Origin of the sequence: Nonomuraea sp. NPDC050153 (assembly GCF_044460125.1) — a bacterium.
GTDB lineage: Bacteria > Actinomycetota > Actinomycetes > Streptosporangiales > Streptosporangiaceae > Nonomuraea.
In genome coordinates, this window is record NZ_JBITJQ010000001.1 from 692,106 (window position 1) to 716,202 (window position 24,097).

The following is a 24,097-nucleotide window of genomic DNA, read 5'->3' on the forward strand; positions in this document are numbered from 1 at the left end:
TCAGGCGGGAAGTGGAGGACCACGCCTGGCCACGCAGAGCCGGAACTCCGGCTGGAGCGGGACGACCCTTGCCCGGACGATCGGCGCGCTGGGCCGCGCGAACGGCGGCACGGCGACCGCCGGGAGCAGCATGAGCCGGCGGCCGACGAGGCGCAGCAGCGACCAGAGCGCGACCTCGCCGCGCGCCAGCCACAGGCCCGTGATCAGCGTGGCCGTCACGTGGGTGAGCAGCATGCCGGTGTTGACCGCCAGGCCGCCCTGGCCGTGGCCGTGCGCCCCGGCGCCCAGCTCGAACAGCCCGCGCACGGAGAAGTAGGCGGCTCCGTCGCCCGCGAACAGCTCGTGCAGCGCCAGCTGCGCCCCCACCAGCACGACGTTGATCGTCGCCGCGGAGCGCTCCCTGCCGCACAGCGCCAGCCCCAGCGCGGACACGCCTGCGAGCCCCAGTCCGGCGACCCACGGCGCGGGCACCGAGCCGCCGCCCAGCACGTGGGCGAAGACGGCGAGAGCCACGCAGACGGCGGCGAAGGCGGCCGTCCGCGCCAGCCTGAGGGGAAGGTGCGCACGCATGGGTGTGCTCCATGCTCTCACGGGGCAGTGAGTCTTGAGACCCGAAGTACAAAGGTGCACATTGGCTGGTCCAAAACGGGCATTTAGGGCTAGGGTCGTGCCGATCGCGTTGACATCGAGGTGAGAACGTTGCGGCACTTGGGTGGTTTCCTCGTCGGGCTGGTGGTGACCGCGGCCGTGCTGGCGGGTGGCGGCTGGGCCGTTCAGCAGGCCGTCGGCAATGCCGCGGCGACCCCACCGGACAACCAGAAGATGTGGATCGCGCTGGGCGCGATGGCCGCCGTCGGGCTGGTTTTCGGGCTGGTGGTGGCGGGCCGGATCTCGCCGCTGGCGACGTTCGTGCCGTCGATGGTGCTGCTGGCTTGGACGGTCGTGTACGCGCTCGACGTGAACAGGGCGCTCTCCCTCATCCCGAGCGCCCCGTCGGTCAACCAGATCATCAGGGACGCCGGCTGGGGCGCCAAAACCCTGCTCACGTCAGGCGTGTTCGCCCTGCTCGGCGTGGCGCTGTTCATCCCCGTGCTGATGCCGTCGCGCTGGTCGCGCCAGTACGACGACGTCGACGAGGACTACGAGGCCACGCCGGAGGGCAGCTACTACTGAGCTCCGCCCGTGTAGAGGCGGGTCACCACGTCCTCGATGCTCGACTGGCCGGGAGAGGTGGCCATCAGGTCGTCGAGCGTGCCGTCGAACGCCAGCCGTCCGTGGTCGATCACCATGACCCGGCGGCACAGGCGTTCGATGTCGCCGAGGTCGTGCGTGGTCAGCAGCACGGTCGTGCCCCGCTCGGAGTTCAGCCGCTGCAGGAAGTCCCTGATGCCGGCCTTGCTGACCACGTCCAGCCCGATCGTCGGCTCGTCGAGCACCAGCACCTCGGGCGCGTGCAGCAGCGCCGCCGCGAGGTCGCCCCGCATGCGCTGGCCCAGGCTGAGCTGGCGCACCGGCGTGCGCATGAACTCGCCCAGGTCGAGCGTCTCGGTCAGCTCGCCGAGCCGCGACCTGAACGTGGCCCGGTCCACCTTGTACAGGTGGCGGATCAGCTCGAAGCTGTCGCCGAGCGGCAGGTCCCACCACAGCGTCGTGCGCTGCCCGAACACCACGCCGATCCGCCGCGCCAGCGACGTGCGCCGGCGTGACGGGTCGAGCCCGGCCACCCGGACCCGGCCGGATGTGGGTGTGAGGATGCCGCAGAGCATCTTGATCGTGGTGGACTTGCCCGCGCCGTTGGGCCCGAGGTAGCCGACGAACTCTCCCGCCTCCACGGTGAACGACAGGTCGCTCACAGCGTGGACGACATTCCTCTTGATCTTGAACGAGCGTCCGGCCCGGTCAAGTTCGATCATGCTCAACTCCCCGTGGATCGGTAGTGCCTGATGCCCTGCCGCCAGGCCAGCCCGGCCAGCAGCGCGAGGACCAGCGCGGCGACCGGCGCGGCGAACCGCAGGAACTCCGGCGTGCCGAACGGGTCGTCGCGGCCCAGCACGTACAGGCCGGGCTGCCAGTTGACGAAGGCCAGCGGGAACACGTACGTCACGCCCCTGACCAGGTCGCGGCCGTAGATGCTGAGCGGGTACTGGTTGAGCTGGGCGCTGCCGTAGGTGAAGGCGTTGGACACCTCGGGGGCGTCGGTCAGCACGAACTGGATCGCGCCGCCGAGCGTCCAGATCGCCGCGAAGATGACGATCCCGGTGACCAGCATGACGGGGATCATCCAGGCCCGCCGCCAGTCGAGGCCGACCGCGCCGATGCCGTAGCCGAGCACGACGCACGCCTGCAGGATCCGGCCCGCCCTGGCGGGCACGAACCGGTCGGCGGCGAGCTGGATCCACGGGCTGACCGGCCTGATCAGGAACGTGTCGAGGGTGCCCGCCTTGATGTGCTGGCTGATCCGGTCGATGTTGCTGACGAACGTGTCGCAGATGGCGAACGACACGCCGGCGGCGCCGTACAGGAAGAGGACCTCGTCGCGGGAGAATCCCGCGAGCGTGGTGGTGTTGGCGAAGACGATCAGGATCACGGCGACGTCCACCGCGGAGCTGAGGGCGCCGAACAGGGTCATCAGCGCGAACGACACCCGGTACGAGGCCGCCGCGCGGGTCCAGGTCCACAGCAGCAGGAAGTAGGTCCTAACCACCCTGGATCACCACCTTGCGGCGGATCGCCATGGTGCCGAGCGCCCCCAGCCCGAGCAGGATCGCCGCCCAGAACGCCTGGAACGCGAGCGTCTCCAGGACCGGGGCCTTGCCGAGGTAGAGATCGGTCGGCAGCTGGACCATGGCCGCCCAGGGCAACGCCATGACCAGGTCGCCGAGCCGGCCGGGAAACAGGTGCAGCGGCACCATCATCCCGGAGAAGAACGTCGTCAGGAGCATCGACACCACCGCGACGCCGCGGTCGTCGAGGAGCCAGCAGACCGACAGCGCCACCAGGTAGCGCCAGCCGAAGCCGACCAGGAACGCGACGGCGAAGCCGGCCAGGAACGCCAGCCACTGCTCCGGCCCGGCGGGGACCGTGATGCCGAACACCGCCGCGCCGATCAGCATGGGCGGGATGCCGCGGACCAGGAACAGGTACGCGGCCCTGCCCAGATCCTCGGCCAGCGTCCAGAGCTGGAGCGAGGCGGGCCGGACCAGGTCGAGCGCGATGTCGCCGCTGCGGATGCGCTCGGGGATGCCGAGCCCGCCCCCGAACAGCTGCATCGGGCCGATGAACGCCTGGGTGATGAAGCAGAACGTGACGGCGTCGGTCACGTCGTAGCCGGCCAGCCCGGGGCGGGCCTGCCAGAGCGCGATGAGGATGTAGGCACGAAGGACGCCGAAGACGCTGTTGGTGAAAGCGCCGGCGACCGCGGCCCAGACGTAGGTGGCGTGTTTGCGGAAGCCGTACCGGACGAGCCGGGCATAGAGGGGTATGGTTTTGCACCTCCGGAGGGTGAGGACACGGTGACCAACCGTGTACGGACCCGCGCACGGGTCTGGCGTTGGGAAGCATGGAATTATGCGTTGGGGGCTACGGGCCCCGCAACGCAATTAATCGCTCAACGGTCGGTGAGGCGGTAGACGAAGCGAAGGCCCGACCAGGTGTCGTCGATCGCGGCCACCTTGTTGTCCACCAGCCCCATGGACAGGCCGTAGTCGCGGATCGGGTTCTCGGAGAGGTCCGTGGGCACCTTGCTGGCGCGTTTCGGCCAGCACACCCACAGGCCGCCGCTCTTCGCCAGCAGGGCCAGGGCGGGCGGGAACGCCTCGTGAAGGGCCGCCGCGTCGGGGCAGAAGACCAGTATGACGTCGTACGGTCCGCCGGCCGGGGTCCGGTGCACCTCGGCGGCGGGCTCGCCCAGGTCGAGGCCGTCGGGGGCATCGACGGCGAGCACCTGGTGTCCCGGCTTGACGCCGAGCTTGCGCGGCAGCGGTGTGCCCGAGTATCCGGCCATATTGGACAGCGTGTCACAGCACCGAAATATCCAGGTAAGAGATGAGATACTTACTGGCCGGTAGGAGGATCTTCATCCGGGGAAGGAGATTCATCGGAGGGCCGATATGGACATCGACCGGGACGTGGTCCCCGACTATCCCTTGAGCTGGCAAGCCCGCGCCCTGACGAGCCTGATGTGGGGCACCTTGAAGCCGGCGTCCACCGTGCTGATGCGCCATCCGCTGGCCCTCGTGTGCGCGGCCCGGCTCGGTGAGCTCGGCCGCCTGGTACGCGTCCCCCAGCCCGAACACGTCACGATCGAGCCCGAGGAGTTCTCGGCGTGCCAGGGCGAGTGGGTGCGCGGAGGGCCGAAGCTCGACGAGGGCAAGGCGGTGCTCTACTTCCACGGCGGCGGCTACTTCTCGTGCTCGCCGCGTACCCACCGGTCCATCACCTGGAGGCTGTCGGTGGCGGCTCGGCGACCCGTGCTGGCGCTCGACTACCGGCAGGGGCCGGTGTACAGGCTGTCGGACTCGCTGGCCGACGCGGTGGACGCGTACGACTGCCTGCTGAGCCGCGGCCACCCGCCCGGGGACGTCATCCTGGCGGGGGACTCCGCCGGGGGCCACCTCACGCTGGCGACGTTGCTGGCGCTGCGGGACCGGAAGCTGCCGATGCCCGGCGCGGCGATCTGCCTGTCGCCGTGGGCCGACCTGACCGACATCCCGCGGCACGCGAACCGCTGGCAGGACCCCATGCTCCCGTCCGGCCGGGTGCGCTGGCTGGCCCGCCGATGGACCTCGGGCCTCGACCCGAGCGATCCGCTGGTCTCCCCGGTGCTCGGGGACTTCACGGGGCTGCCGCCGCTCATGATCGTGACCGGCTCGACCGAGGTGCTGCGGGACGAGGCCAGACGGGTGGCCGAGCGGGCGCGGCAGGCCGGGGTGCCGGTACGGTACGAAGAGTGGAACCGGATGCCGCACGTCTTCCCGATCCTGGCGGACGTGCTGCCCGAGGCGAGACTGGCCTTCCGGCACATGGCGCACTTCCTGCGGGCGGTGGCCGCCCGGCGCGCGTCCGCGGGGGACATCGCGGCGGCGTGAATTTTGGCACTGCCCTTTTTACGGTTCTCGGCGTACGCTGACAGCTTGAGGCGTGTAAGGTTAGGTATACCTAACTTGAAGTCAGGGGGCTGTGCATGGCTGAGAAGCCCACGGATCATCATCGTGGCGTCGTCCTGCGGACCGAGTGGATCTCGCGGCATATGGTCCGCGTCGTGGTCGGGGGCGACGGACTGGACGACTTCGGCACCACCGGCCTGACGGACCACTACGTCAAGCTGGTCTTTCCCTACGAAGGGGTCGAATACCCCACTCCGTTCAGCGTGAAGACCTGCCGCGAGACGATGCCGCGCGAGCTCTGGCCGCGGCTGCGGACCTACACCGTACGCGCCTGGGACCCCGACAGCCGCGAGCTGACCCTCGACTTCGTGGTGCACGGCGACGAGGGGCTGGCCGGACCGTGGGCCGCGCAGGCCGTCCCCGGGGACGTCCTGCTCATGCTCGGCCCCGGCGGCGGATACGCGCCCGACCCCGAGGCCGACTGGCACCTGCTGATCGGCGACGAGAGCGCGCTGCCGGCCATCGCCGCCTCCCTGGAGTGCCTGTCGGACGGCGCGCAGGCGCACGTGCTGGTCGAGGTGGACACGCCCGAGGACGAGCAGAAGCTGGAGACGCCCGCCGACGCGCGGATCGAGTGGCTCTACCGGCACGGCCGTCCCGTGGGCGAGAAACTCGTCGAGGCGGTGCGGGAGCTGGCCTTCCCCGAGGGGAACGTGCACGCGTTCGTCCACGGCGAGGCGGGTTTCGTGAAGGAGCTCCGGCGTCACCTGCGCGTCGAGCGGGGGATCGGGCTGGACCGGCTGTCCATCTCCGGCTACTGGCGGACGGGCGCCGACGACGAGGCGTGGCGCCAGATGAAGCGCGACTGGAACCGTCAGGTCGAGGCCGAGGAAGACGCCGCGATCGCTTCCTAGATCGTTCTCGCGGGAAACGTCAGAGCCAGAACACCACTTCAGACCGCTGAACCCCAGCACTTACTGACCCCAGAGGAACGAAGACCTTACCTGCAATACCTCTTATGACGGACATGCGGAAAGCCTCCGCGGATCCGGCCACAGTGTGTTTGCCGTGTCCTGGATCAGAGAGGCGAAACCCGTATGGCGCGTGGTGCTGGCGACATGCCTCCTGGCGTGCGACCGCTTACGGTGGGCGACCCGATCATCATCGGCCGATACCTGCTCCTCGGCCGCCTCGGCACGGGCGGGATGGGAGTGGTCTATCTGGCCGAACACCCTCAGGGTGGGCTGGTTGCACTCAAGACGCCGCACGCGGTGCGTCTCAACGATGCCACGTTACGCGCGCGCTTCGCCGAGGAAGTGGCTTTCTCGCGAAGATTGGTGCCCTTCTGCACGGCGGCGGTGGTGGAGGACGGCACCGACAAGGATCGCCCGTACCTGGTCACCGAGTACATCCCGGGCCCGGCGCTCTCCCAGGTCGTCGCGGCCAAGGGGGCGCTCACGCCCGACCTCGCGTACGGGGTGGCGCTCGGCGTGGCCGCCGCCCTGGTGGCGGTGCACGAGGCGGGGCTGGTGCACCGGGACCTCAAGCCCGGCAACGTGCTCCTGTCCACGCGGGGCCCGCGCGTCATCGACTTCGGCATCGCGCGTGACGTCGACACGCTGGCCGCGCACACGCAGGCCGGCCAGGTCATGGGGAGCCCCGGCTGGGTGGCGCCGGAGCGGCTGACGGGCGGCCCGGCGGTGCCCGCGTCGGACGTGTTCGCGTGGGGGTGCCTGGTGGCGTTCGCGGCCACGGGGCATCACCCGTTCGGCAGTGGAGAGGCGGACGTGCTGACCCGGCGGATCCTGTTCGACCCGCCGCGCGTCGCGGGCGTGCCGGCCATGCTGCGGCCCGCCGTGGAGGCGGCGCTGGCCAAGGACCCCGCCGACCGCCCCAGGTCCGCCGACCTGCTCCGGGCGCTGCTGGCCGCCGGTGGCGTCGGCGAGCCCTGGGACCTGCGCCAGGCGGTGGCCGGGGTGCTGGAGGAGATCTGGACGCCCGTGCCCTATCCGCCCGGCGGCGGGAGGGTGCGCCTGGCCGAGTCCGGGACTCCGGAGGAGTCTGTGGAGCGTTCCCACACGCGCAGGCGCAGGGCCAGGGCCGGGGCGCAGCTCTCGCATGCCAGCTTCGCCGCCCTCGTCACGGTGTCCATCGCGGCCCTCACGGTGATCGCTGCGGGCGTCGACGGCGCGGGGGTCGGAGGCGGCTCGCTGCTGCCCGTCAACCCGTCGGTCGTGCGCTCTCACGGCAGCGCGGACTCGACCGTCCGCCCCTCCTCCACGCCCGCCGTCACGCTCCCGCCGACGAGGGCCGCCGCCCCGCTCACGCCGGCGAGCACGCCCACGACGTCGGTCACGCGCACCCGTACCAGGGCCCCGCTGACGGTGCGCAGCCCCTCGCCCGGCAGGAAGGACACCTTCGGCCCGGCCAACAGCAGCGGGCCGGGCGGTGGGGACCCGGCCGACTGCGCGAGCCCGGCGGGCCGGCGCGGCAACGCGGTCAGGAGGGACTGCCCGCGGCCGTCGCAGTCGATCAGCACGATCCCGCAGGACGGGCCCGGCGAGTCGCCGGACCCGTCCGTGTCGGTCTCGGACACGCCGACGGCTACCGGATCTTAGACAGGTCGATCAGGTAGAGATCGTCCTTGAGCGTGTAGCTGAGCATCCCGCCGGTCGAATCCATGGACGGCAGCCTGATGGAGTTGCCCTTCCCGGAGATGCCCAGGCTGCCCGACCTGCCGGTGTCCAGGTCGTAGAGTCCCACGCCCTCCGGCTTCCCCACGCCGCCGTAGGTGGAGATGTAGAAGCGGTCCTGGGTCGGCAGGTACGCCGAGTGCACTTCGCCGGGCACGTTCTTCTGCGACGAGCCGTCCCGATGCCGGAAGAAGGCCGTGCCTTCCGAGGTTCTGCCCAGGCAGATGGTCACGCCGCAGAGACGCAGCTCCTCGCCCGGCTGGGTGACGGCCGTCCGGGTCTCGCCGGTCTCCACGTTCTGGATCCGGGCGTACGGCGTGCCTTGGGGCTCGCCGCCCCTCCCCGGCGCGCCGATCCACGGCCAGGCGAGCAGATGCATCCCGGTGCCGCCCGCGACCGGTTCCACCGTGCCGCCCCCGAGAGGAACGGTGAAGACCCCGCCGGTGTACACGGAGAAAACGATCTTGTCGTTGGCCACGGCCAGCCCGTCGATCCCGCTGCCGTCGTCGGCCGCGTCGAGTCGATGGTCGGCGACGATCTTCGGGGTGCCGCCGTCCAGCGGCACCGCCCAGAGGTGCGCGACGGAGTCTTTCGTCCCGGTCCACCAGACCACCCGGCCGCCGCCCACGGCGAAACCGTTGCCGAAGCCCACCGTGCCCTCCGGGGCCGGGACGTCGGCGATCTTGCGTGGCGTGCGGGCGTCGAGGTCGTAGGCGTAGACGGCGCTGGTCTGTCCGGATTCCCCTCCCTGAGCCTCCACGAGCAGCGTACGGTCGTCGATGAACGTCTGGGGCCGCCACGGCACCCCGTCGGGGGCCTTCGCCGGGATCTTCCGCACCGCCTCCGGCCAGACCTCCTCCACCTGCTCGGCCGGCGCGTCGGCCATGTTCCGCCCCGCGGCGGGGACGGCCGTGATGGTGTCGCCGCCGCGCAGCACGGCGGTGGCCCCGCCTGCGACCAGCACGATCGCGGCGGCGGCCAGCGCGATCCCGGCGCGCTGCCTCCTGCGCCGGTGGATCCGCTCCAGCCGCGCGGGCAGCAGCGCGGGCAGCCCCGGCGCCTGCTCGGCGGCGTGGCCGAGCGTCCTGCGCAGCGTCTCCTCAACCTCGGTCATCGTACGTTCCCCCTGGTCATCGACTCACTCGGGAGCGCCACGCGCAGCTTGTCCAGCGCGCGGGCGGCCTGGCTGCGCACCGTGCCGCGGGAGATCCCGAGCACGGTGGCGATCTCGGCGTCGTCGAGCTGCTCGTAGTAGCGCAGCACCAGCACCGCGCGCTGCTTGCGCGGCAGCCCGGCCAGCGCCTGCCACATCCGGCGCTCGTCGCCGCTGGGCAGCAGGTCGTGGTGCTCGCCTTCCGGCAGGTCCCAGGCGAGCAGCTCACGCCTGCGCAACCGCCAGGAGGCGATGTGCAGCCTGGCCATGGTGGTACGCGCGTAGCTCTCCGGGTTCTCCTTCAGCCGCAGCCGGGGCCAGGCGCCGCGCAGCTTGAGCAGCGCCTCCTGGACCAGGTCCGCCGCGTCGTGCGGATTGCCGGCCAGCACAAAGCCGTAGCGCATCAGCGCGTCGCCGCGTTCGGCGACGAACTCCGCGAAACGGGGATCACCTTCCAACAGTCCTCGCCCTTCGTCGTTCCTTCACCTCCGAGAGGAACAAGGCGCGAAAACTGTTGCACGAGAGGAGATCTGCCCGCGCATGTGCGGCGAATATACGGTGTTGCCAGTCGATGACAGGAGGCATGTGATGACCCGTTGGCGCCGGTTCGTGCTCACCCTGACCGTCGCGATGTTCACCCTGGTCGCTGCGGCGACGGCCGCGGCCGCCGGGATCCAGGGCAGCGGGCTGAACTGAGCCCCGCAAGGCAAAGGAGTGGGCCGCGCCAGTGCTGGGGGAGACTGGCGCGGCCCGTTCGCCGGGGAACCGCCGCATGCCCGGAGGGCGGTCCGGCGAGATCAGTGGGCGAACTGCTCCTCCTCCGTCGACCCCCTGAGCGCGGTCGTCGAGGAGTCGGGCGCGACGGACGTGCTGACCAGGTCGAAGTAGCCGGTGCCGACCTCGCGCTGGTGCCTGGTGGCCGTGTAGCCGCGTGGCGGAACGAGGCCGCGGCACCATTCGCAAGGTGCTTCCCAACGGCGATCCCTGCCCGCACGGCACCGCCAGCTGCAAGTGGCGTTTACGGTACCAGGACGAGCACGGTCAGCAGCGCGAACGGCGCTTCCGCACGAAGCGCTCGATCACCAGACGGCCGTAGACGATGCCAAGCCGTGGCTCGGCGCAGTGCCCGGCTACCTGAAGAAGGGCGGCGTCTACCTCCGCGACCACGCGCCTCGCTGGTTGCAGGATCGTGTTGAACGTGGGGAACTGGCCGACAGCACCATCACCAATTACACCGGGAAGATCAACAACTACCTCGTTCCCCGCTGGGGTGACTATCAGGTCAGGGCCGTCGCGGAAGACGGTGTCCGGCTATGGAAACGCGAGCTTGAGGACGCTGGCGTCAACCCCGGCGACGCAGCGCAGGTGCATGCTGCATCTGCTGTGTCAGGTGTGCGGCCAGTCCGCCCGGGAAGAGGGCCGGATCTGGTGGGTGATGGCCGAACCGCCAGGGAAGGACGCGATCGGTGAGCTGTTCACGAACACGCCGTCGACGTGCCGATCATGTATCCCGGCCGCTCGACGATTGTGTCCGCGTCTGTGGGAATGGTCGCGGGTCAACTCGGTCAACGCCGCAGATCCGTACGGGGTTGTGGCGGATGTGTTCAAGCCGCTCGGCCGCAGGCTGGTCTCAGTCGCCGACGCCGTCGAGCTGCGGTTGGAGGCGTATCACGACCTGGAATACGCGTTGGCGAAGCAGTTGATCGTCACGTTGGACGGCCTGCAGGAATGGCGCCTGAACGATCTTGGCCTTCGTGTCGCCTGAGCGACACCCGAATTATCCGGCGATGAGGTTGCCCGCAGCGTCCCGGTGGACGTTCTGCGGCACACCGAGTTTCCTCAGGTAGAGGTTCAGCGCCGTCACGACCGTGGTCTGCGCGCCTTGGCCGGAGAAGTCGCAGGAGTGCCAGAGCCGGGTGCGGGAGAGTGGTACCACCCGTACGGAGATCATCACCAGGTCGGGGTCTTCGCCGGTGCCGTTCGGCCGCCGGTTGCGCCGGTTGCTCCAGTCGTGCGGCATCTGCTCGGTGAGCCCGGGGTCGTTCTCTTTGAACTCGGTGGGGACGCCCAACGCGTCGGCGTAGTCGTTGATCGCCGCCTCGACGACCCCCTTCGGTCCCAGCCCTGTCACGTCGCAGGCGTAGGCCACTCGGTCGTCGAGATGCGCGTGGACGCGTACTGACACCGTCGCCCACTTGGTCTGCTTCTTGGTACGGCGCGGCTGGCCGGCGCGCGGCGTCTCCTGCTGAGCCGTCGACTTCCCACGCCTACTGCTGGACAGCTCGGTGGGAGCTGTGTCGCTGGCTGTGGAGGACTTCCTGGGGGCCGCCATGCGGGGTCCGATCTGTCGAGCTGGGGCGGGCTGTGATGTCTCCAGTCAACCGCCAACCGCTGTAATTGCGCAAGCGGACGCGCTTACGTCTAGATTGCTTGCCCGATGGCGTAAGCGGTATTGCTGGCAGCATGGTGGATACCGACACTGCCCCTCTCGGACTGCACGAAAGGACCCTCCTAGCATGCCTGAACCTCTGCGCGTCGGCCCCTGCTGCCGGGACGGCGAGCGAGAGGATCAGCCTCCTCGGCAGGCCGAACCCGGGCTCCTCATCTGCCGCTGGGGGTTGGCGCGGTTGCAGCGCGATATCCAGTCCGCGCCTGCGCTACTGAACTGGCATCGCCCCTACCGGCACGCCCGGTGAGCGGGTTTCCGGATCTCGTGAGGCGCCCGTGCCCGTACGCCTGGACGTCCTCTCCATGATCCAGGACGGCGCAGTGCCGTACCGAGGAGATGATGACGACCAGATCGGCCCACCGTCCATCCCCAGCACTGTCAAAACGTGGGTTTGGATGGCTGCGGCAGCCTGTGGACGGTCGACGAGCATCAGGCCCTTGCCGCTGCCGCCTCCCGTCGTCTGCCCGGACCGCGGGGCGCACGGCCTGCTGCGGGCCAGCCGGACAGCGATCGGATGGAATCCTCGGCTGGGCGGCTGCGGCAGGACGTGGATTCAGACCGATTTGACGCGGGCCCTGGCCAAGACTCTGGTGAGGGTCGAGACGGCCACAGGTGTCGCGTCGTGAACGGAAAGACTGTTATGACGACATAACAGAATGCGATTATTGCTGGTTGGAGGATGTGGATCTGCACGTTAGCTCAGACTGAGGCACAGTAGCAACCTGCGCTGATTCCGTCAATCCATTGAACATCTGAACATCGGCGGATACGGGATAGCTGCCGATTCAGCAGCTCGCCAGAATCGTACGAGGAGGGCGCCAGCACAATTCTAGATGGGAGAAAAGGATGCTGTTCCGACGAACTATCATGATTCTCACACTGGCACTAGGGCTCCTCGCGCCATGGGCCTCGGCGGCGTCGGCAGCACCGGAAGCGTCGACCGCCTCGGCTGCGCCTCATTGCAACGGGTACGAGCCATACGCCTATCCTCCGGGCCGGAACGGAAATGTGATCACCGGAATCGGCGGATGCGGCTTCCAAGTCGTCACGGTGGAGATCTGGATCGACAGGCCTGGGCTCGACGAAAGGGCAGGCTGCTGCTCCCGAGGCTACAGCCCCGTCACCCAATACGCCTACTGCGACCGGACCGGCCCCGGAAACTACTACACGCTGGCCAGGACACCGCTCGGTGACAGGGAATCCGAGCGACGGTGGCTTTGCTAGCTGGTACCGCGCCGGTTGACACCGCTAGGTGAACGGCTGCATCCTGTGCCCCACATGTGGGGCACAGGATGCAGCCGTTCACTATGAACATGGCTACATGCCGACTGGCGCAAAAGCGCCATAATGCACGGCCTCATATTTACTTTGCTGTCCACAACCGGCGCCCCGACTCCAACTCATGCGCTGTACATGGCCCCGGCCGTCCACCTCGTCTATTCAGGTTACGAGCCCGCTCGCCTCCCTATCTGGGAGACGAGCGGGGCTGCCCCGCATGTCTGGATGCCGTGGCGAGGGATCGTTTGAGACTATGGGAGCGCAACACGCAGTGTGGCACAGTACACGATTTGTGTGCCGTTTGGCGTATTGTGCAACGCCTGAGTGTCCTTTGATGGTCGTGACAGCCGCTGGAGTTCTTCCTTGTATGGGGGAAATCCACCGGAGAATATCCATCACCATCAAAGGATAGGCACAATGCGTATCACCAAGCACCTGGCCCTGCTGGCGCTCCCGCCCATCGCTGCAGCCATGCTGGCCGGCACCCTGGCCACCCCCAGCCACGCCGCTACGCCCACGGCCTACGTCACCAGTATCAACGAGCTCTACTACGAGGGTGGAGACTTTGCGAACAAGATCAAGCTGGCCAGCTTAAGCGCCGGGAGGATCGTCACCCTGGAGGACATCACCGGCACTGGAATTGAGCCCGGCACTGGGTGCCGCCGGAATGGCTCTGCCAACAAGGTCATTTGCGAGGTCAGTACGCCGATCAGGGTCATCAAGTTGATGACCGGCGATGGTCCCGACGAGGTTCAGGTGGACACCTCGCTCACCACCCGGATCGAGGGCGGGGCAGGCCGCGACACCTACTTCGGCGCCACCACCTCCACCGGCACAAACGTCACCTTCAACGGCGGCGCGGACGTCGACACGGCCGACTACGGAAACAGCACGTCCGGCGTACTGGTCGACATGGACGACCAGGCCGACGACGGCCGCCTGAACAGGGACCACGACAACATCGACACGACCGTCGAGAACCTGCTCGGCAGCAACTTCGACGACTCGCTGCGCGGCAACTCCAACGACAACTGGATCGTCGGCCGTGAGGGCGCTGACGCGCTGCGCGGCGGCAATGGGAATGACGAGATCGACGCTATAGAGCCCGCCGGCGCCGATGGCTCCAAGGCTGACAAGGCGGACCTGAGCTGCGGTATCGGCACGGATGTCATTCGCGTGGACCTGACCGATCCGCAGGTCTCCGGCGACTGCGAGACTGTCGACCGTCGCTGATCATGCCTGCGTGGCAGAGGATCCCTTCCACAGGCGGAAAGGGCCCGGCCATCCTCTCTATGAGGATGGCCGGGCCTTTCGTCGTGCTCGGGGCTACGCCTGGATGAACCCGTTCACGATCAGCGGCAGCGAGGCGTCCAGGCCCGCCACGTTCAGCGCGCCCTCGTCGCGCGGGTCACCGATCGAGTAGCCCGCAGCCGTCATGGCCGCCACGATGACACGGGTCTCCGCGTTGACCGTACGCCGGTAGGCGTCGAGGGCCTGGGCCGGGTGCGTCCGTCCGGCCCACGTCTCGTTGTCGGTGAACAGCACCACGCCGTCCACCGCCATCCGCTGCTCACGTGCCCACTGGAAGGGCAGCGACAGGTCGGTGCCGCCGCCGGACGGCCGCCAGGAGGCGATCTCGCGCAGGTTGGTGCGCGGGGTCACCTTCGAGGCGTGGACGCTGGTGTCCACGTCGATGACGTGCACGTTCCCGCGCTCGATGCGGGCCAGCATGACCGCCATGGCGCAGCCCACCTCGTACGGTGTGCCGATCGACGAGCCGCCGGCCATGACGCCGCCCCAGCTCATCGAGCCGGAGGAGTCGACCGCGACCAGCAGCCGCCGGCCCGTGGGCTCGACGGTGTCGAATGCCAGCTCGTAGGTCTCCTCCAGCGCGTCGAGAATCGCCGGGACCGGCTTCCACGTCTGAGCGTCGGCGCGCGGGTTCGGCTGGGCGCGGCCCGAGCCGTACACGCGTAGCGCGAGGAAGGCGTCCATCGGGTGGATGCGCGCCTTCAGCAGCGCCTCCCGGTCGGTGAGTCTGGCGACCGTGCGCCGGGTGGCGTCGCTCATGGGCTTGAGCGTGCCGATCCGCGTCATGCGTGCCAGGTTGCGGATGAGCGCGGTCATGCCGATCGTGTCGATCAGCGCGTCCCACACGATGGGCTCGCGCAGCATGGCGTCCGGCAGGAACTCCCACGGCACCTTGCGCTCGGTCACGACCCGGATGGCCTCGCTCGGAGTGGTGACGGCCTTGGCGGTCAGGAACCGGTCGACCGACTCCAGCACCTCACGGGCCTGCTCGTCGGTGGCGTTTCCGGCGATCCAGCCGAACAGCCGTCCCCGCTCTGGGCTTTCGGCCTTCGGGTGGGCGATGCGCAGCACGTCGCGCAGGTCGAACGCTTCACCTTGTGGAGTCTTCCGCTGGCGGGCCTTGCACACCCGGAACGCGACGTTGTCCGCGTTGTCCGACAGGAACCACGACGCGAGCGCCGTCCGCAGCGACCGGCCGACCACGGGCGCGGTGCCGCGGGCGGTCGGCTTGCCGCCCAGGTTCTTGTAGTAGCCGAAGAACTGGGCCAGGTGGTCGGTGGTGCGCGCGACCTTCGGCAGCGCCGTCTTGGCGGCCTGCCGGGTGGCGGCGTCGCCCTTGGCGTAGCAGGCGGCCAGCGCGAACAGGGCCGGGCGCTGCTTCGGGGCGCGCGGCGGACGCGCGGTCGAGATCTCCGTCAGCAGCTCGACGACGCGAGGGCCGTTCTGAGCAATCGCCTGGAACAGCACGTCGGCGTTCTCGGCGGTCAGCTTCTGCTCCGATACGTAATAGGTGCCGCCTGTGGTGCCGAGGATCAGGAAGTCCTCGACGCGCCGCCACAGGTCCTTGGCGAAGACGTAGCCGCCTGCCGCGTTGCGCACCTGGTCGGTGCGGCCGGGCAGCGGCTGGGTCTGCGGCTTGGCGTACGCGGAAATGCTTGCGAGAGGGTCACGGTTGCGGGTCATGGATTTCCTCCTACGGGTCGACCCGCCGGGGCGGATGTGGGGGAGGGGAGGGCGGATGTGGGATGTAGACCGGCCGTTAAGCGTGCTGCCACTTACACCACGAGCCGCACGAGGCGGCTCGCCGGGACTCGAACCCGGACAACTCGCTCCCGAAGCGATAACCGATCAACTTCGACCCGCCCTCCCCAAGCTCGTCGGCCGTGCCGATGGCACGGATGTGGCGTTCTGGCCGGGCGCCCGGCCGACCCGGGCTACCGGCCGCGCGAGAGCGGCCGGAAGGATTCGAACCTTGACCTGTGTGGTAACCGACCAGATTCGACCCGTGCCGCCGGCACGGCTGACAAGCGAACCGGCGCGGCTCGGAGAAGACACGGATGTGGGATGTCCACCGCCGTTCAAGTGCTCTACCGATTGAGCTACCGGAGCAAAGCCCCGGGCTGGACTCGAACCAGCAACCACTCACTTAAAAGGTGATAAGCGACGAACTTCGACCCGTGTCCCCACCGAACCGCACCGGCGACCGCCGAGCCGGGAACGAGTACGGATGTGAGAAGCGGCACCGGATGTGATCTTTTGCAGAAAGAGATAACCGACGCCATTCGACCCGCACCCGCTCCAAGCCCGACGGGATCGGGCAATCGGAGGGGTTTGACTGATCGAAACCGTAGCATGGGATGCTCGTGAGAGCGCAAGTTAATTTGCTTACATCATGTACGTGACACGAGGGTGCAGCCTGTAACGCTGACGATCAGATAGCGAACGACTAGTGGCCGCGGGAAAGAAAGTGGCCCCGACCTGCGGATGGGGCCACTCGTGGTTTCCCGCCCGAATGGGGACTGATCCCCACCCTGCCGACTGGCGGGAACGATCACTGCCAGAACTACGCGGAGCGATCTCGTTCTGCCCTGGCGCAAGCGTTAGCGCCTGCGTACAACGTAAAGGAGCCTGCTTGTGACAACGCTCGCCGGCTCGCTATGGGCGCCTCTGCCCCTGTGGCGTGAAGATGATCCCGAGATGTTCGCCTTCGGCAGCCTCGCGTACCGCACCGCCGTTGGCCGGCTCATGCACCAGGCTCACGTGATCGAGAGCAGTCGGAAAATCCCCCGCCTGGCCGAAGCTCTTGCCAGAAGGGGCATCGTCCCTTTTACCTGACCGTCTTCCTATGATGCTGCCATGACGATCTCTGAACAGACTCGGTGCCGAACTCGTGTCCTGCACGACGAGTCGCGTCATGATCTCCGCGAACCGCGTCGCCCTCGTCCAGTCCGTCTCTACCAGTGGGAACCGCTACGACCTCTGGCGACACCCGCTCCGCTGATCACGGTGTCGCACGGAACCGGAGGTTCCGGAAGCGACATGGACTGGCTGGTGGGCCTGACGGTGCGGCAGGTTTCCGGGTCGTCACCCTCGACCACCACGGCAACAACTTCGTCGACGGCTACGAACCTGAGGGCTTCCTCTTCGGATGGGAACGCCCTCGGGACATCTCCTTCGCCCTGGACACCCTCGCCAAGGAGGAGACTCTCGGCCCGGTGGGTGTGCGGTACCACATGAGGTAGGGCACGACCACCGATTGCAGAAGGAGGCACGGATCTCGGTGACGAGGTCTGGGCCCTTTGCCGTCGTCGGCAACCAACTCAGGATGCCTGAGTTACTCATGATCAAACTCATGACATTTGGGGCTTCTCATGACCTTGAACTCATGAAAACTCAGGATAAGCAGTACGAACGGCTACGGCTGGATACCAGCCGATACCAAAATCGTGATGGGCGGACGGCGATCGTTTGGTGGCCTCAGTCTGCGCGATCCGACCCACTTTGTCCGGACAAATAGAGCCGGAAAAGGAGTGGGCCGCGCCAGTGCCGGGGGAGACTGGCGCGGCCCGTTCGCCGGGGAACCGCCGCATGCCCGGAGGGCGGTCCGGCGAGATCAGTGGGCGAACTGCTCCTCCTCCGTCGACCCCCTGAGCGCGGTCGTCGAGGAGTCGGGCGCGACGGCCGTGCTGACCAGGTCGAAGTAGCCGGTGCCGACCTCGCGCTGGTGCCTGGTGGCGGTGTAGCCGCGCGACTCGGCCGCGAACTCGGCCTCCTGCAGCTCGACGTACGCGGTCATGCCGTCACTGGCGTACCCCTGGGCCAGGTCGAACATCGAGTAGTTCAACGAGTGGAACCCGGCCAGCGTGATGAACTGGAACTTGTACCCCATGTGCCCCAGCTCCCGCTGGAACTTGGCGATGGTGGAGTCGTCCAGGTGCTTCTTCCAGTTGAACGACGGTGAGCAGTTGTAGGCGAGCATCTTGTCCGGGTACGCCGCCTTGATGGCCTCGGCGAACTCGCGGGCCACGTCCAGGTCGGGCGTGCTGGTCTCCATCCAGAGCAGGTCCGAGTGCGGCGCGTACGCCAGGCCGCGGGCGATGCACGCCCCCAGCCCGTTCCTGACCCGGTAGAAGCCCTCCGGGGTGCGCTCGCCGGTGGTGAACGCCTGGTCGCGCGGGTCCACGTCACTGGTCAGGAGCGTCGCGGCCTGTGCGTCGGTCCGCGCGATGATCAGCGAGGGGACTCCGGCGACGTCCGCGGCGAGGCGGGCGGCGTTCAGGGTCTTGATGTGCTGGCCGGTCGGGATGAGCACCTTGCCGCCCAGGTGGCCGCACTTCTTCTCGGAGGCGAGCTGGTCCTCCCAGTGCACGCCCGCGGCACCGGCCGCGATCATGCCCTTCATCAGCTCGAACGCGTTGAGCACCCCGCCGAACCCGGCCTCGGCGTCGGCCACGATCGGCGCGAGCCAGTGCGGGGCGTCGGCGTCACCCTCCGACCAGGTGATCTGGTCGGCGCGCAGCAACGCGTTGTTGATGCGGCGCACGACGGCGGGCACGGAGTTGGCCGGATACAGGCTCTGGTCCGGGTACGTCTGCGCGCCCAGGTTCGCGTCCGCGGCGACCTGCCAGCCGGACAGGTAGATCGCCTTCAGCCCTGCCTTCACCTGCTGGACGGCCTGGTTGCCGGTCAGCGCGCCGAGGGCGTTGACGTAGTCCTCGGTGTTCAGCAGGTCCCACAGCCGGCCGGCGCCGAGCCGGGCCAGCGTGTGCTCCTCCTGGACACTGCCGCGCAACCGGATCACGTCTTCGGCGCCGTAGGTGCGCTCGACGCCCTCCCAGCGAGGGTCGTTGTCCCATTCGTCCTGCAGCTGCTCAGCAGCTCCCTTGAGGCGATCGATCATTGTTCACTCCCTTGTCGTCCCCTGGGGCTCACAGCCGAGTTTGTGCCCTGGAGGAGGCCGCCCATAGTGGCGGACAGAGAGAAGAACTGCGAAAATTTCCGAGATCTGCATTACTGGCGGGTATTCGGCCGTGAAGAAATTGATAGTTTTCCCGTTGGCCTAGACCAATCCGAGCGGTACGGCCATCCGGCGGTGGTCTGTTCGGAAGACTAGAAAATGGGCCGAATTTCTGTCTAAGATGCCGACATGGCGCCCTTGCTAGGTGAAGAACCGCTGTCTTTGACGCAGGAGCTTGACCTGATCGCGTTTGGCCAGCGCCTCCGGCACCTGCGCAAGCAGCGCGGCCTCACCCTCTCCGACCTGGGCACGCGCGTCGGCAGAGCGCCCAGCCAGCTGTCGCTGCTGGAGAACGGCAAGCGCGAGCCCAAGCTGTCGCTGCTCAAGGGGCTGGCCACCGCGCTCGGCGTGCCCATCGAGGAGCTCCTGCGCCGCCAGCCGCCCAACCGCCGCGCCCAGCTGGAGATCGCGCTGGAGGAGGCGCAGCGCGACCCCATCTACGCCGGGCTCGGGCTGCCCCGCCTGAAGGTCTCCGCCCGCGTCCCGAACGACGTTCTCGAACACCTTCTCGGCCTGTACGGCGAGCTGCGCGCCCGCCAGGCCCGCGGCACCGCCACCCCGGAGGAGGCCAGGGCCGCAAACGCCGAGCTGCGGCGCAGGCAGCGCGAGGTCGGCAACTACTTCGGGGAGATCGAGGAGGCCGCCGCCAAGGCGCTCGCCGCGGTCGGCTACCGTACGGGCGCGCTGTCGCAGAGCATGATCCAGAGCCTGGTCACGCATTTCGGCTACACCGTGCACACCGCGCAGGACCTGCCGCGATCCGTGCGTTCCATCACCGACCTGCGCAACCGCCGCATCTACGTCAAGCACGAGCAGCTCGGCATGCACACCCCGCGAACGATCCTGCTCCAGACGCTCGGCCACCTCGCGCTCGGCCACGACAAGCCCCGCGACTTCGCCGACTTCCTGCGCCAGCGCACCGAGGCGAACTACTTCGCCGCCGCCGTCCTCGTCCCCGAGAAGGCCGCCACGCTCTACCTCCAGGAGGCCAAGGCCGACCGGGCGCTGTCGGTGGAGGACCTGCGGGACGTGTTCGCGGTGTCGTACGAGATGGCCGCCCACCGCTTCACCAACCTCGCCACCCACCACCTGGGCCTCGTCTGCCACTTCGTGCGCAACGACGCCGGGGGCACCATCTACAAGGCGTACGAGAACGACGGCATCGTCTTTCCGGCCGACGAGCAGGGCGCCATCGAGGGGCAACGGATGTGCCTGCAGTGGTCGGGGCGGCAGGTGTTCGCCTCGCCCGACCGGTTCTCGGTGTACTACCAGTATTCCGACTCGCCCACCGGGACCTACTTCTGCGTGGCGCACGTGGATCCGTCGCGGGAGCGGGACTTCGCCATCACGCTGGGGGTGCCGTACAAGGAGTCGCGCTGGTTCAGGGGCCGTGAGACCACCAACCGCACCAAGTCCAACTGCCCCAACGGCGACTGCTGCCGCCGCCCGCCCGCCGAGCTGTCCGAACGCTGGGAGGGCTACGCCTGGCCGTCCGCCCGCGCCAACTCCCACGTCCTGGCCGCGCTGCCGCCGGGGTCGTTCCCCGGCGTGGACGAGGCGGACGTGTACACGTTCCTGGAGCGTCACGCCCGCACCGCATAATCTGAAATGTGGGGATACGGGGGGAGGGGTCGCATGCTGCCTGAAGTGCGAGGATGGTTGCGGCAGCGTACTTCGTCCGCCACGGACTGGCCGCTCCGGGACCTGAAGGCCGCCAAGGGGGGGACCACGGTGAGCGTGGTGCTGCCCGCCCGGGACGAGCGCGAGACCGTGGGCGAGATCGTCGGCGTGATCCGGCGTGAGCTGGATGGGCTCGTCGACGAGATCGTGGTGATCGACTCGCGTTCCTCCGACGACACGGCGCTCGTGGCGCGCCGCGCGGGGGCCTGCGTGCACGCCCAGGACGAGATCCTGCCGCAGCTCAAGCCGCTGGACGGCAAGGGCGAGGCATTGTGGAAGTCGCTGGCCGTGACCTCGGGGGATGTGCTGGTGTTCGTGGACGCCGACATCCGGAAATTTCGTGCTTCTCTGGTATTCGGCCTGCTCGGACCGCTGTTCGCGGACCCGACCGTGGTCTACACGAAGGGCTGCTATGACCGCCCCTTGCACGGCACCGCCAACGGCGGCGGCCGCGTCACGGAGCTGGTGGCCCGCCCGCTCATCAACCTCCACTGGCCGCAACTGGCCGGTTTCGTCCAGCCCCTGGCCGGGGAGTACGCCGGCCGCCGCTCAGCCCTGGAACGGGTGCCGTTCCTGACCGGTTACGGCGTGGAGCTGGGGCTGCTGATCGACCTGCTCGACCTGGCCGGGCTGGACGCGTTCGCCCAGGTCGACCTGGGGTCGCGCGAGCACGCCCCGCAGTCGACCGAGGCGCTCGGGAGGATGGCGTCCCAGATCATGCTGGCCGCCTGGTCGCGCCTGCTGCGTCAGGGCAAGATCGAGAGCTGCCACGAGCCGTCCGTCCGGCTGGCACAGTTCAGGAGGGGGCCGGACGGGCACGACATCCTGCTCCGCGACATCGGGATCAGCGAGCGCCCGCCCATGATCACTGTGATCCCTTGAGGCCGGACGCGACGAACGCGGCGACATGGTCCCGCAGGGCCTCGTGGTCGTCGGCCGCCTCACCCAGGATGATGCGCCCGAGCTGGGGCATCATCGAGGGGAACAGCGCCGGCCCGGTCAGCATGAACACCGTCCTGGCCACCGCCGGCGACGGCTCCGCGCCCAGGCCCTCCGCCAGCGAGGCCGTCTTGCGGCGGCAGCGCTCCACCCGCGCCTCCTGACCGGGCGGCGTCCCCTCCTGGTCCCGGTAGTTGAGCGCCTCCCACATCAGCAGCCGCACCAGGTCGGGATGTGAGTGGTAGTAGTCCGCCAGCCGGGCCACGTAGTCCCCGGGATCGGCGCCCGGGAGGGCGATCTGCGTCGTCAGGTCGTCGAGTGCCCCCGTGATGACCTCGTCGAACAGCTTCTCCTTGCTGCCGAAATGCCGGTAGATGCGTTCCTTGTTGACGCCGGCCCGCGCGCCGTTCGCACGCACGCTGGCGGCCTTCACCCTCACCGCCGTGCTGGTCAGCGGCCAGCTGTACATCGTGATCCCGCTCCTGCACGACATGGCCGCCGACTGGGGCGCCTCGGCCGGCGGGCTGACCTGGCTGGTGACCGCGTTCGGCATCGGATACGGAGCCGGTTTCCTGGCGTTCGGCCCGCTCTCCGACCGGTACGGGCGCCGCAGGCTGCTGACGATCGGACTGCCGCTGGCCGCGCTCACCTCGGCGGCGGTGGCGCTGAGCGCGAACCCCGAGGTGGCGCTGGCGCTGCGGGCGGTGCAGGGGCTGGCGGTGGCGATGTTCCCGCCGGCGGCGCTGGCGTACGTGGCGGAACGCGTCGAGCCGCGCCGCCGCGTTCGGGGGATTCACCCCGCTCATGTACGGCCTCGCGATCGGCATGGCGCTGGCGGCCCTCGCCGCACCGCTCTCGGGGCCGGTGTTCCATCACGGAGCTACTGGCCGGTAAGGTGTCGTGTTACCACCGGTAACCTCGGGTCGAGGAGAGTGCGCACATGACCGGCTTCTGCCCGGAGCCCAGCGACGATGTGGTCGAGGTACGCGACTGGGTGCACGCGTTCGCCCGCGACGTGATCCGCCCGGCGGGCGCCGAATGGGACGAGCGCGAGGAGACCCCCTGGCCGGTCATCCAGGAGGCTGCCAAGATCGGGCTCTACTCCCTCGACTTCTTCGCCACCCAGTGGTTCGAGGAGAGCGGGCTGGCGCTGCCGGTGGCGTTCGAGGAGATCTTCTGGGGCGACGCGGGCATCGGCCTGGCCATCGTCGGCACCGGCCTGGCCGCCGCCGCCCTCGCCGCGAACGGCACCCCCGAGCAGATGGGGGAGTGGCTGCCCCAGATGTTCGGCACGGAGAACGACGTCAAACTGGGCGCCTTCTGCGCCTCCGAGCCCGACGCCGGCTCCGACGTCGGCGCCATCCGCACCCGCGCCGTCCCCGACGGCGGAGACTGGGTGCTGGACGGCGTCAAGACCTGGGCCACGAACGGCGGCATCGCGAACGTCCACGTGGTCGTGGCCTCGGTCGACCCGTCGCTCGGCACTCGGGGCCAGGCGTCGTTCGTCATCCCACCCGGCACGCCGGGGCTGTCCATGGGCCAGAAGTTCCGCAAGCACGGGATCCGCGCCTCCCACACGGCCGAGGTGATCCTGGACGGTGTCCGCGTACCGGGTTCCTGCCTGCTGGGCGGCAAGGAGAAGCTGGACGCCCGGCTGTCACGCGTACGCAACGGGGAGCGGGCGGGGGAGCAGGCGGCGATGCGCACGTTCGAGACCACCCGCCCGTCGGTCGCCGCCATGGCCGTCGGCATCGCGCGGGCGGCCTTCGAGTACGCCCGGGACTACGCCCGCGAGCGCGAGCAGTTCGGCCGCAAGATCGGCGAGAACCAGGCGATCGCCTTCCTCCTCGCCGAGATGGCGACCCGGGTGGACATGGCCCGCCTGCTGACCTGGCGGGCCGCGTGGATGGCCCGCAACGGCAGGCAGTTCTCCCAGGCGGAGGGGTCGATGTCGAAGCTGGTGGCGGGGGAGTCGGCGGTGTGGGTGACGGAACAGGCGATCCAGATCCTGGGCGGCGCCGGATACACCAGGGAGCACCCGGTGGAACGCTTCCACCGGGACGCCAAGATCTACACCATCTTCGAAGGTACGTCGGAGATCCAGCGGTTGATCATCGGCCGCGCTGTGACTGGCCTGCAGGTTCGCTGAAAATGTCCGATCCTCGAATCCGGTTTTTGGAGATCGATCAGCGCCCTGTTCCGTCGCTGTTCCGTCAGAGCAGCCGCCCCGTCTCGGAGGGAGATCGCCTCATGACGGATCATCGGTCACGGAGAGTGACAGAGTCTGCTGGCGTCGGAGCGCAAATGCGACAGAACGTCAGTCGGGCGGCGGAGGTTGTGCCGCAAATGGAGTGATCAAATTCCGCTGGGACTCGGCTGTCGTTGACCTCGATGTGGGCCTCGCTTCAGTGAGACAGAGACTTGGCAGAGTCCGACCCCCAACCGCAGTCGATGTGGGGCCTACCCCATGAG

Annotated in this window: 22 protein-coding genes and 1 pseudogene; 11 read left to right on the plus strand and 12 right to left on the minus strand. The window is 68.7% G+C overall.

From position 1 onward, the window contains the following. Positions 1-570, minus strand: a complete 570-nt coding sequence (locus ACIBQ1_RS03255) for an MFS transporter (RefSeq protein WP_397274296.1) — start codon at positions 568-570, stop codon at positions 1-3. Positions 571-690: 120 nt separating this feature from the next. On the opposite strand from ACIBQ1_RS03255, the gene ACIBQ1_RS03260 reads away from it, so the two are divergent. Next, positions 691-1,173: a hypothetical protein gene (locus tag ACIBQ1_RS03260; RefSeq protein WP_397274298.1), complete on the plus strand. Its 483-nt coding sequence runs from the start codon at positions 691-693 to the stop codon at positions 1,171-1,173. Here ACIBQ1_RS03260 and ACIBQ1_RS03265 read toward each other — a convergent pair. The 4 genes from ACIBQ1_RS03265 to ACIBQ1_RS03280 all read right to left on the minus strand — a co-directional run bounded on the left by ACIBQ1_RS03265 (position 1,167) and on the right by ACIBQ1_RS03280 (position 4,003). Further along, the gene (locus ACIBQ1_RS03265; protein ID WP_397274299.1) at positions 1,167-1,913 is read right to left on the minus strand and encodes an ATP-binding cassette domain-containing protein; all 747 of its coding nucleotides are present in this window, start codon (positions 1,911-1,913) and stop codon (positions 1,167-1,169) included. The genes ACIBQ1_RS03260 and ACIBQ1_RS03265 overlap by 7 nt on opposite strands. A gap of 2 nt (positions 1,914-1,915) precedes the next feature. Further along, the gene (locus tag ACIBQ1_RS03270) at positions 1,916-2,704 is read right to left on the minus strand and encodes an ABC transporter permease (protein ID WP_397274300.1); all 789 of its coding nucleotides are present in this window, start codon (positions 2,702-2,704) and stop codon (positions 1,916-1,918) included. Beyond that, positions 2,697-3,482, minus strand: coding sequence for an ABC transporter permease (locus tag ACIBQ1_RS03275; RefSeq protein WP_397274554.1), 786 nt, complete (start codon positions 3,480-3,482; stop codon positions 2,697-2,699). The genes ACIBQ1_RS03270 and ACIBQ1_RS03275 overlap by 8 nt, the downstream gene beginning before the upstream one ends. A gap of 125 nt (positions 3,483-3,607) precedes the next feature. Beyond that, entirely contained in the window at positions 3,608-4,003 is a 396-nt protein-coding gene (locus ACIBQ1_RS03280; protein ID WP_397274301.1) for a hypothetical protein, read from the minus strand. 106 nt (positions 4,004-4,109) lie between these two features. Here ACIBQ1_RS03280 and ACIBQ1_RS03285 point away from each other — a divergent pair, with 106 nt between their 5' ends. The 3 genes from ACIBQ1_RS03285 to ACIBQ1_RS03295 all read left to right on the plus strand — a co-directional run bounded on the left by ACIBQ1_RS03285 (position 4,110) and on the right by ACIBQ1_RS03295 (position 7,723). Then, positions 4,110-5,087 (plus strand): alpha/beta hydrolase, encoded by a 978-nt coding sequence (locus ACIBQ1_RS03285; protein WP_397274303.1) that lies wholly within the window; start codon positions 4,110-4,112, stop codon positions 5,085-5,087. Positions 5,088-5,182: 95 nt separating this feature from the next. After that, positions 5,183-6,019 carry a siderophore-interacting protein gene (locus tag ACIBQ1_RS03290; RefSeq protein ID WP_397274304.1) on the plus strand — a complete coding sequence of 279 codons (837 nt, stop codon included), beginning with the start codon at positions 5,183-5,185 and terminating at the stop codon, positions 6,017-6,019. 216 nt (positions 6,020-6,235) lie between these two features. After that, positions 6,236-7,723 carry a protein kinase gene (locus ACIBQ1_RS03295; RefSeq protein ID WP_397274306.1) on the plus strand — a complete coding sequence of 496 codons (1,488 nt, stop codon included), beginning with the start codon at positions 6,236-6,238 and terminating at the stop codon, positions 7,721-7,723. Here ACIBQ1_RS03295 and ACIBQ1_RS03300 read toward each other — a convergent pair. The 3 genes and pseudogenes from ACIBQ1_RS03300 to ACIBQ1_RS03310 form a co-directional block, all read right to left on the minus strand. Next, positions 7,710-8,912: a hypothetical protein gene (locus ACIBQ1_RS03300; RefSeq protein WP_397274307.1), complete on the minus strand. Its 1,203-nt coding sequence runs from the start codon at positions 8,910-8,912 to the stop codon at positions 7,710-7,712. The two genes, ACIBQ1_RS03295 and ACIBQ1_RS03300, sit on opposite strands and share 14 nt — an antisense overlap. Continuing rightward, entirely contained in the window at positions 8,909-9,409 is a 501-nt protein-coding gene (locus ACIBQ1_RS03305; RefSeq protein WP_397274309.1) for a SigE family RNA polymerase sigma factor, read from the minus strand. The genes ACIBQ1_RS03300 and ACIBQ1_RS03305 overlap by 4 nt, the downstream gene beginning before the upstream one ends. A 339-nt stretch (positions 9,410-9,748) precedes the next feature. After that, a pseudogene (locus ACIBQ1_RS03310) lies at positions 9,749-9,880 on the minus strand (isocitrate lyase); the annotation flags it as partial. 440 nt (positions 9,881-10,320) lie between these two features. On the opposite strand from ACIBQ1_RS03310, the gene ACIBQ1_RS03315 reads away from it, so the two are divergent. Continuing rightward, positions 10,321-10,716 carry a hypothetical protein gene (locus tag ACIBQ1_RS03315; RefSeq protein WP_397274310.1) on the plus strand — a complete coding sequence of 132 codons (396 nt, stop codon included), beginning with the start codon at positions 10,321-10,323 and terminating at the stop codon, positions 10,714-10,716. 12 nt (positions 10,717-10,728) lie between these two features. On the opposite strand, the gene ACIBQ1_RS03320 is transcribed toward ACIBQ1_RS03315, so the two are convergent. Continuing rightward, positions 10,729-11,283, minus strand: coding sequence for a hypothetical protein (locus ACIBQ1_RS03320; protein WP_397274312.1), 555 nt, complete (start codon positions 11,281-11,283; stop codon positions 10,729-10,731). A gap of 1,812 nt (positions 11,284-13,095) precedes the next feature. On the opposite strand from ACIBQ1_RS03320, the gene ACIBQ1_RS03325 reads away from it, so the two are divergent. Beyond that, the gene (locus ACIBQ1_RS03325) at positions 13,096-13,911 is read left to right on the plus strand and encodes a calcium-binding protein (RefSeq protein WP_397274313.1); all 816 of its coding nucleotides are present in this window, start codon (positions 13,096-13,098) and stop codon (positions 13,909-13,911) included. Between the two features lie 93 nt (positions 13,912-14,004). Here ACIBQ1_RS03325 and ACIBQ1_RS03330 read toward each other — a convergent pair whose 3' ends face one another. Beyond that, positions 14,005-15,672, minus strand: coding sequence for a TROVE domain-containing protein (locus ACIBQ1_RS03330; protein WP_397274314.1), 1,668 nt, complete (start codon positions 15,670-15,672; stop codon positions 14,005-14,007). 951 nt (positions 15,673-16,623) lie between these two features. Between ACIBQ1_RS03330 and ACIBQ1_RS03335 the strand changes: the two genes are divergently transcribed. Further along, on the plus strand, positions 16,624-16,824 hold the full coding sequence (locus ACIBQ1_RS03335; RefSeq protein WP_397274316.1) for a hypothetical protein: 201 nt from the start codon (positions 16,624-16,626) through the stop codon (positions 16,822-16,824). A gap of 778 nt (positions 16,825-17,602) precedes the next feature. Here ACIBQ1_RS03335 and aceA read toward each other — a convergent pair. Then, positions 17,603-18,889, minus strand: coding sequence for an isocitrate lyase (aceA, locus tag ACIBQ1_RS03340; RefSeq protein ID WP_397274317.1), 1,287 nt, complete (start codon positions 18,887-18,889; stop codon positions 17,603-17,605). 246 nt (positions 18,890-19,135) lie between these two features. On the opposite strand from aceA, the gene ACIBQ1_RS03345 reads away from it, so the two are divergent. Beyond that, positions 19,136-20,608, plus strand: a complete 1,473-nt coding sequence (locus ACIBQ1_RS03345; RefSeq protein ID WP_397274319.1) for a helix-turn-helix domain-containing protein — start codon at positions 19,136-19,138, stop codon at positions 20,606-20,608. A gap of 33 nt (positions 20,609-20,641) precedes the next feature. Next, complete coding sequence (locus ACIBQ1_RS03350; RefSeq protein WP_397274320.1) at positions 20,642-21,568, plus strand: glucosyl-3-phosphoglycerate synthase; 927 nt, start codon at positions 20,642-20,644, stop codon at positions 21,566-21,568. Here the strand turns inward: ACIBQ1_RS03350 and ACIBQ1_RS03355 are convergent. Then, a complete protein-coding gene (locus tag ACIBQ1_RS03355) occupies positions 21,552-22,043 on the minus strand; it encodes a TetR family transcriptional regulator (protein ID WP_397274321.1) in 492 nt (163 codons plus the stop codon). The genes ACIBQ1_RS03350 and ACIBQ1_RS03355 overlap by 17 nt on opposite strands. On the opposite strand from ACIBQ1_RS03355, the gene ACIBQ1_RS03360 reads away from it, so the two are divergent. Both ACIBQ1_RS03360 and ACIBQ1_RS03365 read left to right on the plus strand, forming a co-directional pair. Then, positions 22,000-22,569 carry an MFS transporter gene (locus ACIBQ1_RS03360; protein ID WP_397274323.1) on the plus strand — a complete coding sequence of 190 codons (570 nt, stop codon included), beginning with the start codon at positions 22,000-22,002 and terminating at the stop codon, positions 22,567-22,569. The two genes, ACIBQ1_RS03355 and ACIBQ1_RS03360, sit on opposite strands and share 44 nt — an antisense overlap. Next, positions 22,566-23,774 (plus strand): acyl-CoA dehydrogenase family protein, encoded by a 1,209-nt coding sequence (locus tag ACIBQ1_RS03365; protein ID WP_397274324.1) that lies wholly within the window; start codon positions 22,566-22,568, stop codon positions 23,772-23,774. Before ACIBQ1_RS03360 ends, ACIBQ1_RS03365 begins: the two co-directional genes overlap by 4 nt. Positions 23,775-24,097 lie beyond the last annotated feature (323 nt).

Bases quoted from the DNA above. Each gene is read 5' to 3' on its own strand.
- ACIBQ1_RS03345 (WP_397274319.1), top strand. From the start codon at position 19,136: ATGGCGCCCTTGCTAGGTGAAGAACCGCTGTCTTTGACGCAGGAGCTT.
- ACIBQ1_RS03320 (WP_397274312.1), bottom strand. From the start codon at position 11,283: ATGGCGGCCCCCAGGAAGTCCTCCACAGCCAGCGACACAGCTCCCACC.
- ACIBQ1_RS03265 (WP_397274299.1), bottom strand. From the start codon at position 1,913: ATGATCGAACTTGACCGGGCCGGACGCTCGTTCAAGATCAAGAGGAAT.
- ACIBQ1_RS03300 (WP_397274307.1), bottom strand. From the start codon at position 8,912: ATGACCGAGGTTGAGGAGACGCTGCGCAGGACGCTCGGCCACGCCGCC.
- ACIBQ1_RS03360 (WP_397274323.1), top strand. From the start codon at position 22,000: ATGCGTTCCTTGTTGACGCCGGCCCGCGCGCCGTTCGCACGCACGCTG.
- ACIBQ1_RS03315 (WP_397274310.1), top strand. From the start codon at position 10,321: ATGCTGCATCTGCTGTGTCAGGTGTGCGGCCAGTCCGCCCGGGAAGAG.
- aceA (WP_397274317.1), bottom strand. From the start codon at position 18,889: ATGATCGATCGCCTCAAGGGAGCTGCTGAGCAGCTGCAGGACGAATGG.
- ACIBQ1_RS03280 (WP_397274301.1), bottom strand. From the start codon at position 4,003: ATGGCCGGATACTCGGGCACACCGCTGCCGCGCAAGCTCGGCGTCAAG.
- ACIBQ1_RS03325 (WP_397274313.1), top strand. From the start codon at position 13,096: ATGCGTATCACCAAGCACCTGGCCCTGCTGGCGCTCCCGCCCATCGCT.
- ACIBQ1_RS03350 (WP_397274320.1), top strand. From the start codon at position 20,642: ATGCTGCCTGAAGTGCGAGGATGGTTGCGGCAGCGTACTTCGTCCGCC.
- ACIBQ1_RS03285 (WP_397274303.1), top strand. From the start codon at position 4,110: ATGGACATCGACCGGGACGTGGTCCCCGACTATCCCTTGAGCTGGCAA.
- ACIBQ1_RS03255 (WP_397274296.1), bottom strand. From the start codon at position 570: ATGCGTGCGCACCTTCCCCTCAGGCTGGCGCGGACGGCCGCCTTCGCC.
- ACIBQ1_RS03290 (WP_397274304.1), top strand. From the start codon at position 5,183: ATGGCTGAGAAGCCCACGGATCATCATCGTGGCGTCGTCCTGCGGACC.
- ACIBQ1_RS03365 (WP_397274324.1), top strand. From the start codon at position 22,566: ATGACCGGCTTCTGCCCGGAGCCCAGCGACGATGTGGTCGAGGTACGC.
- ACIBQ1_RS03330 (WP_397274314.1), bottom strand. From the start codon at position 15,672: ATGACCCGCAACCGTGACCCTCTCGCAAGCATTTCCGCGTACGCCAAG.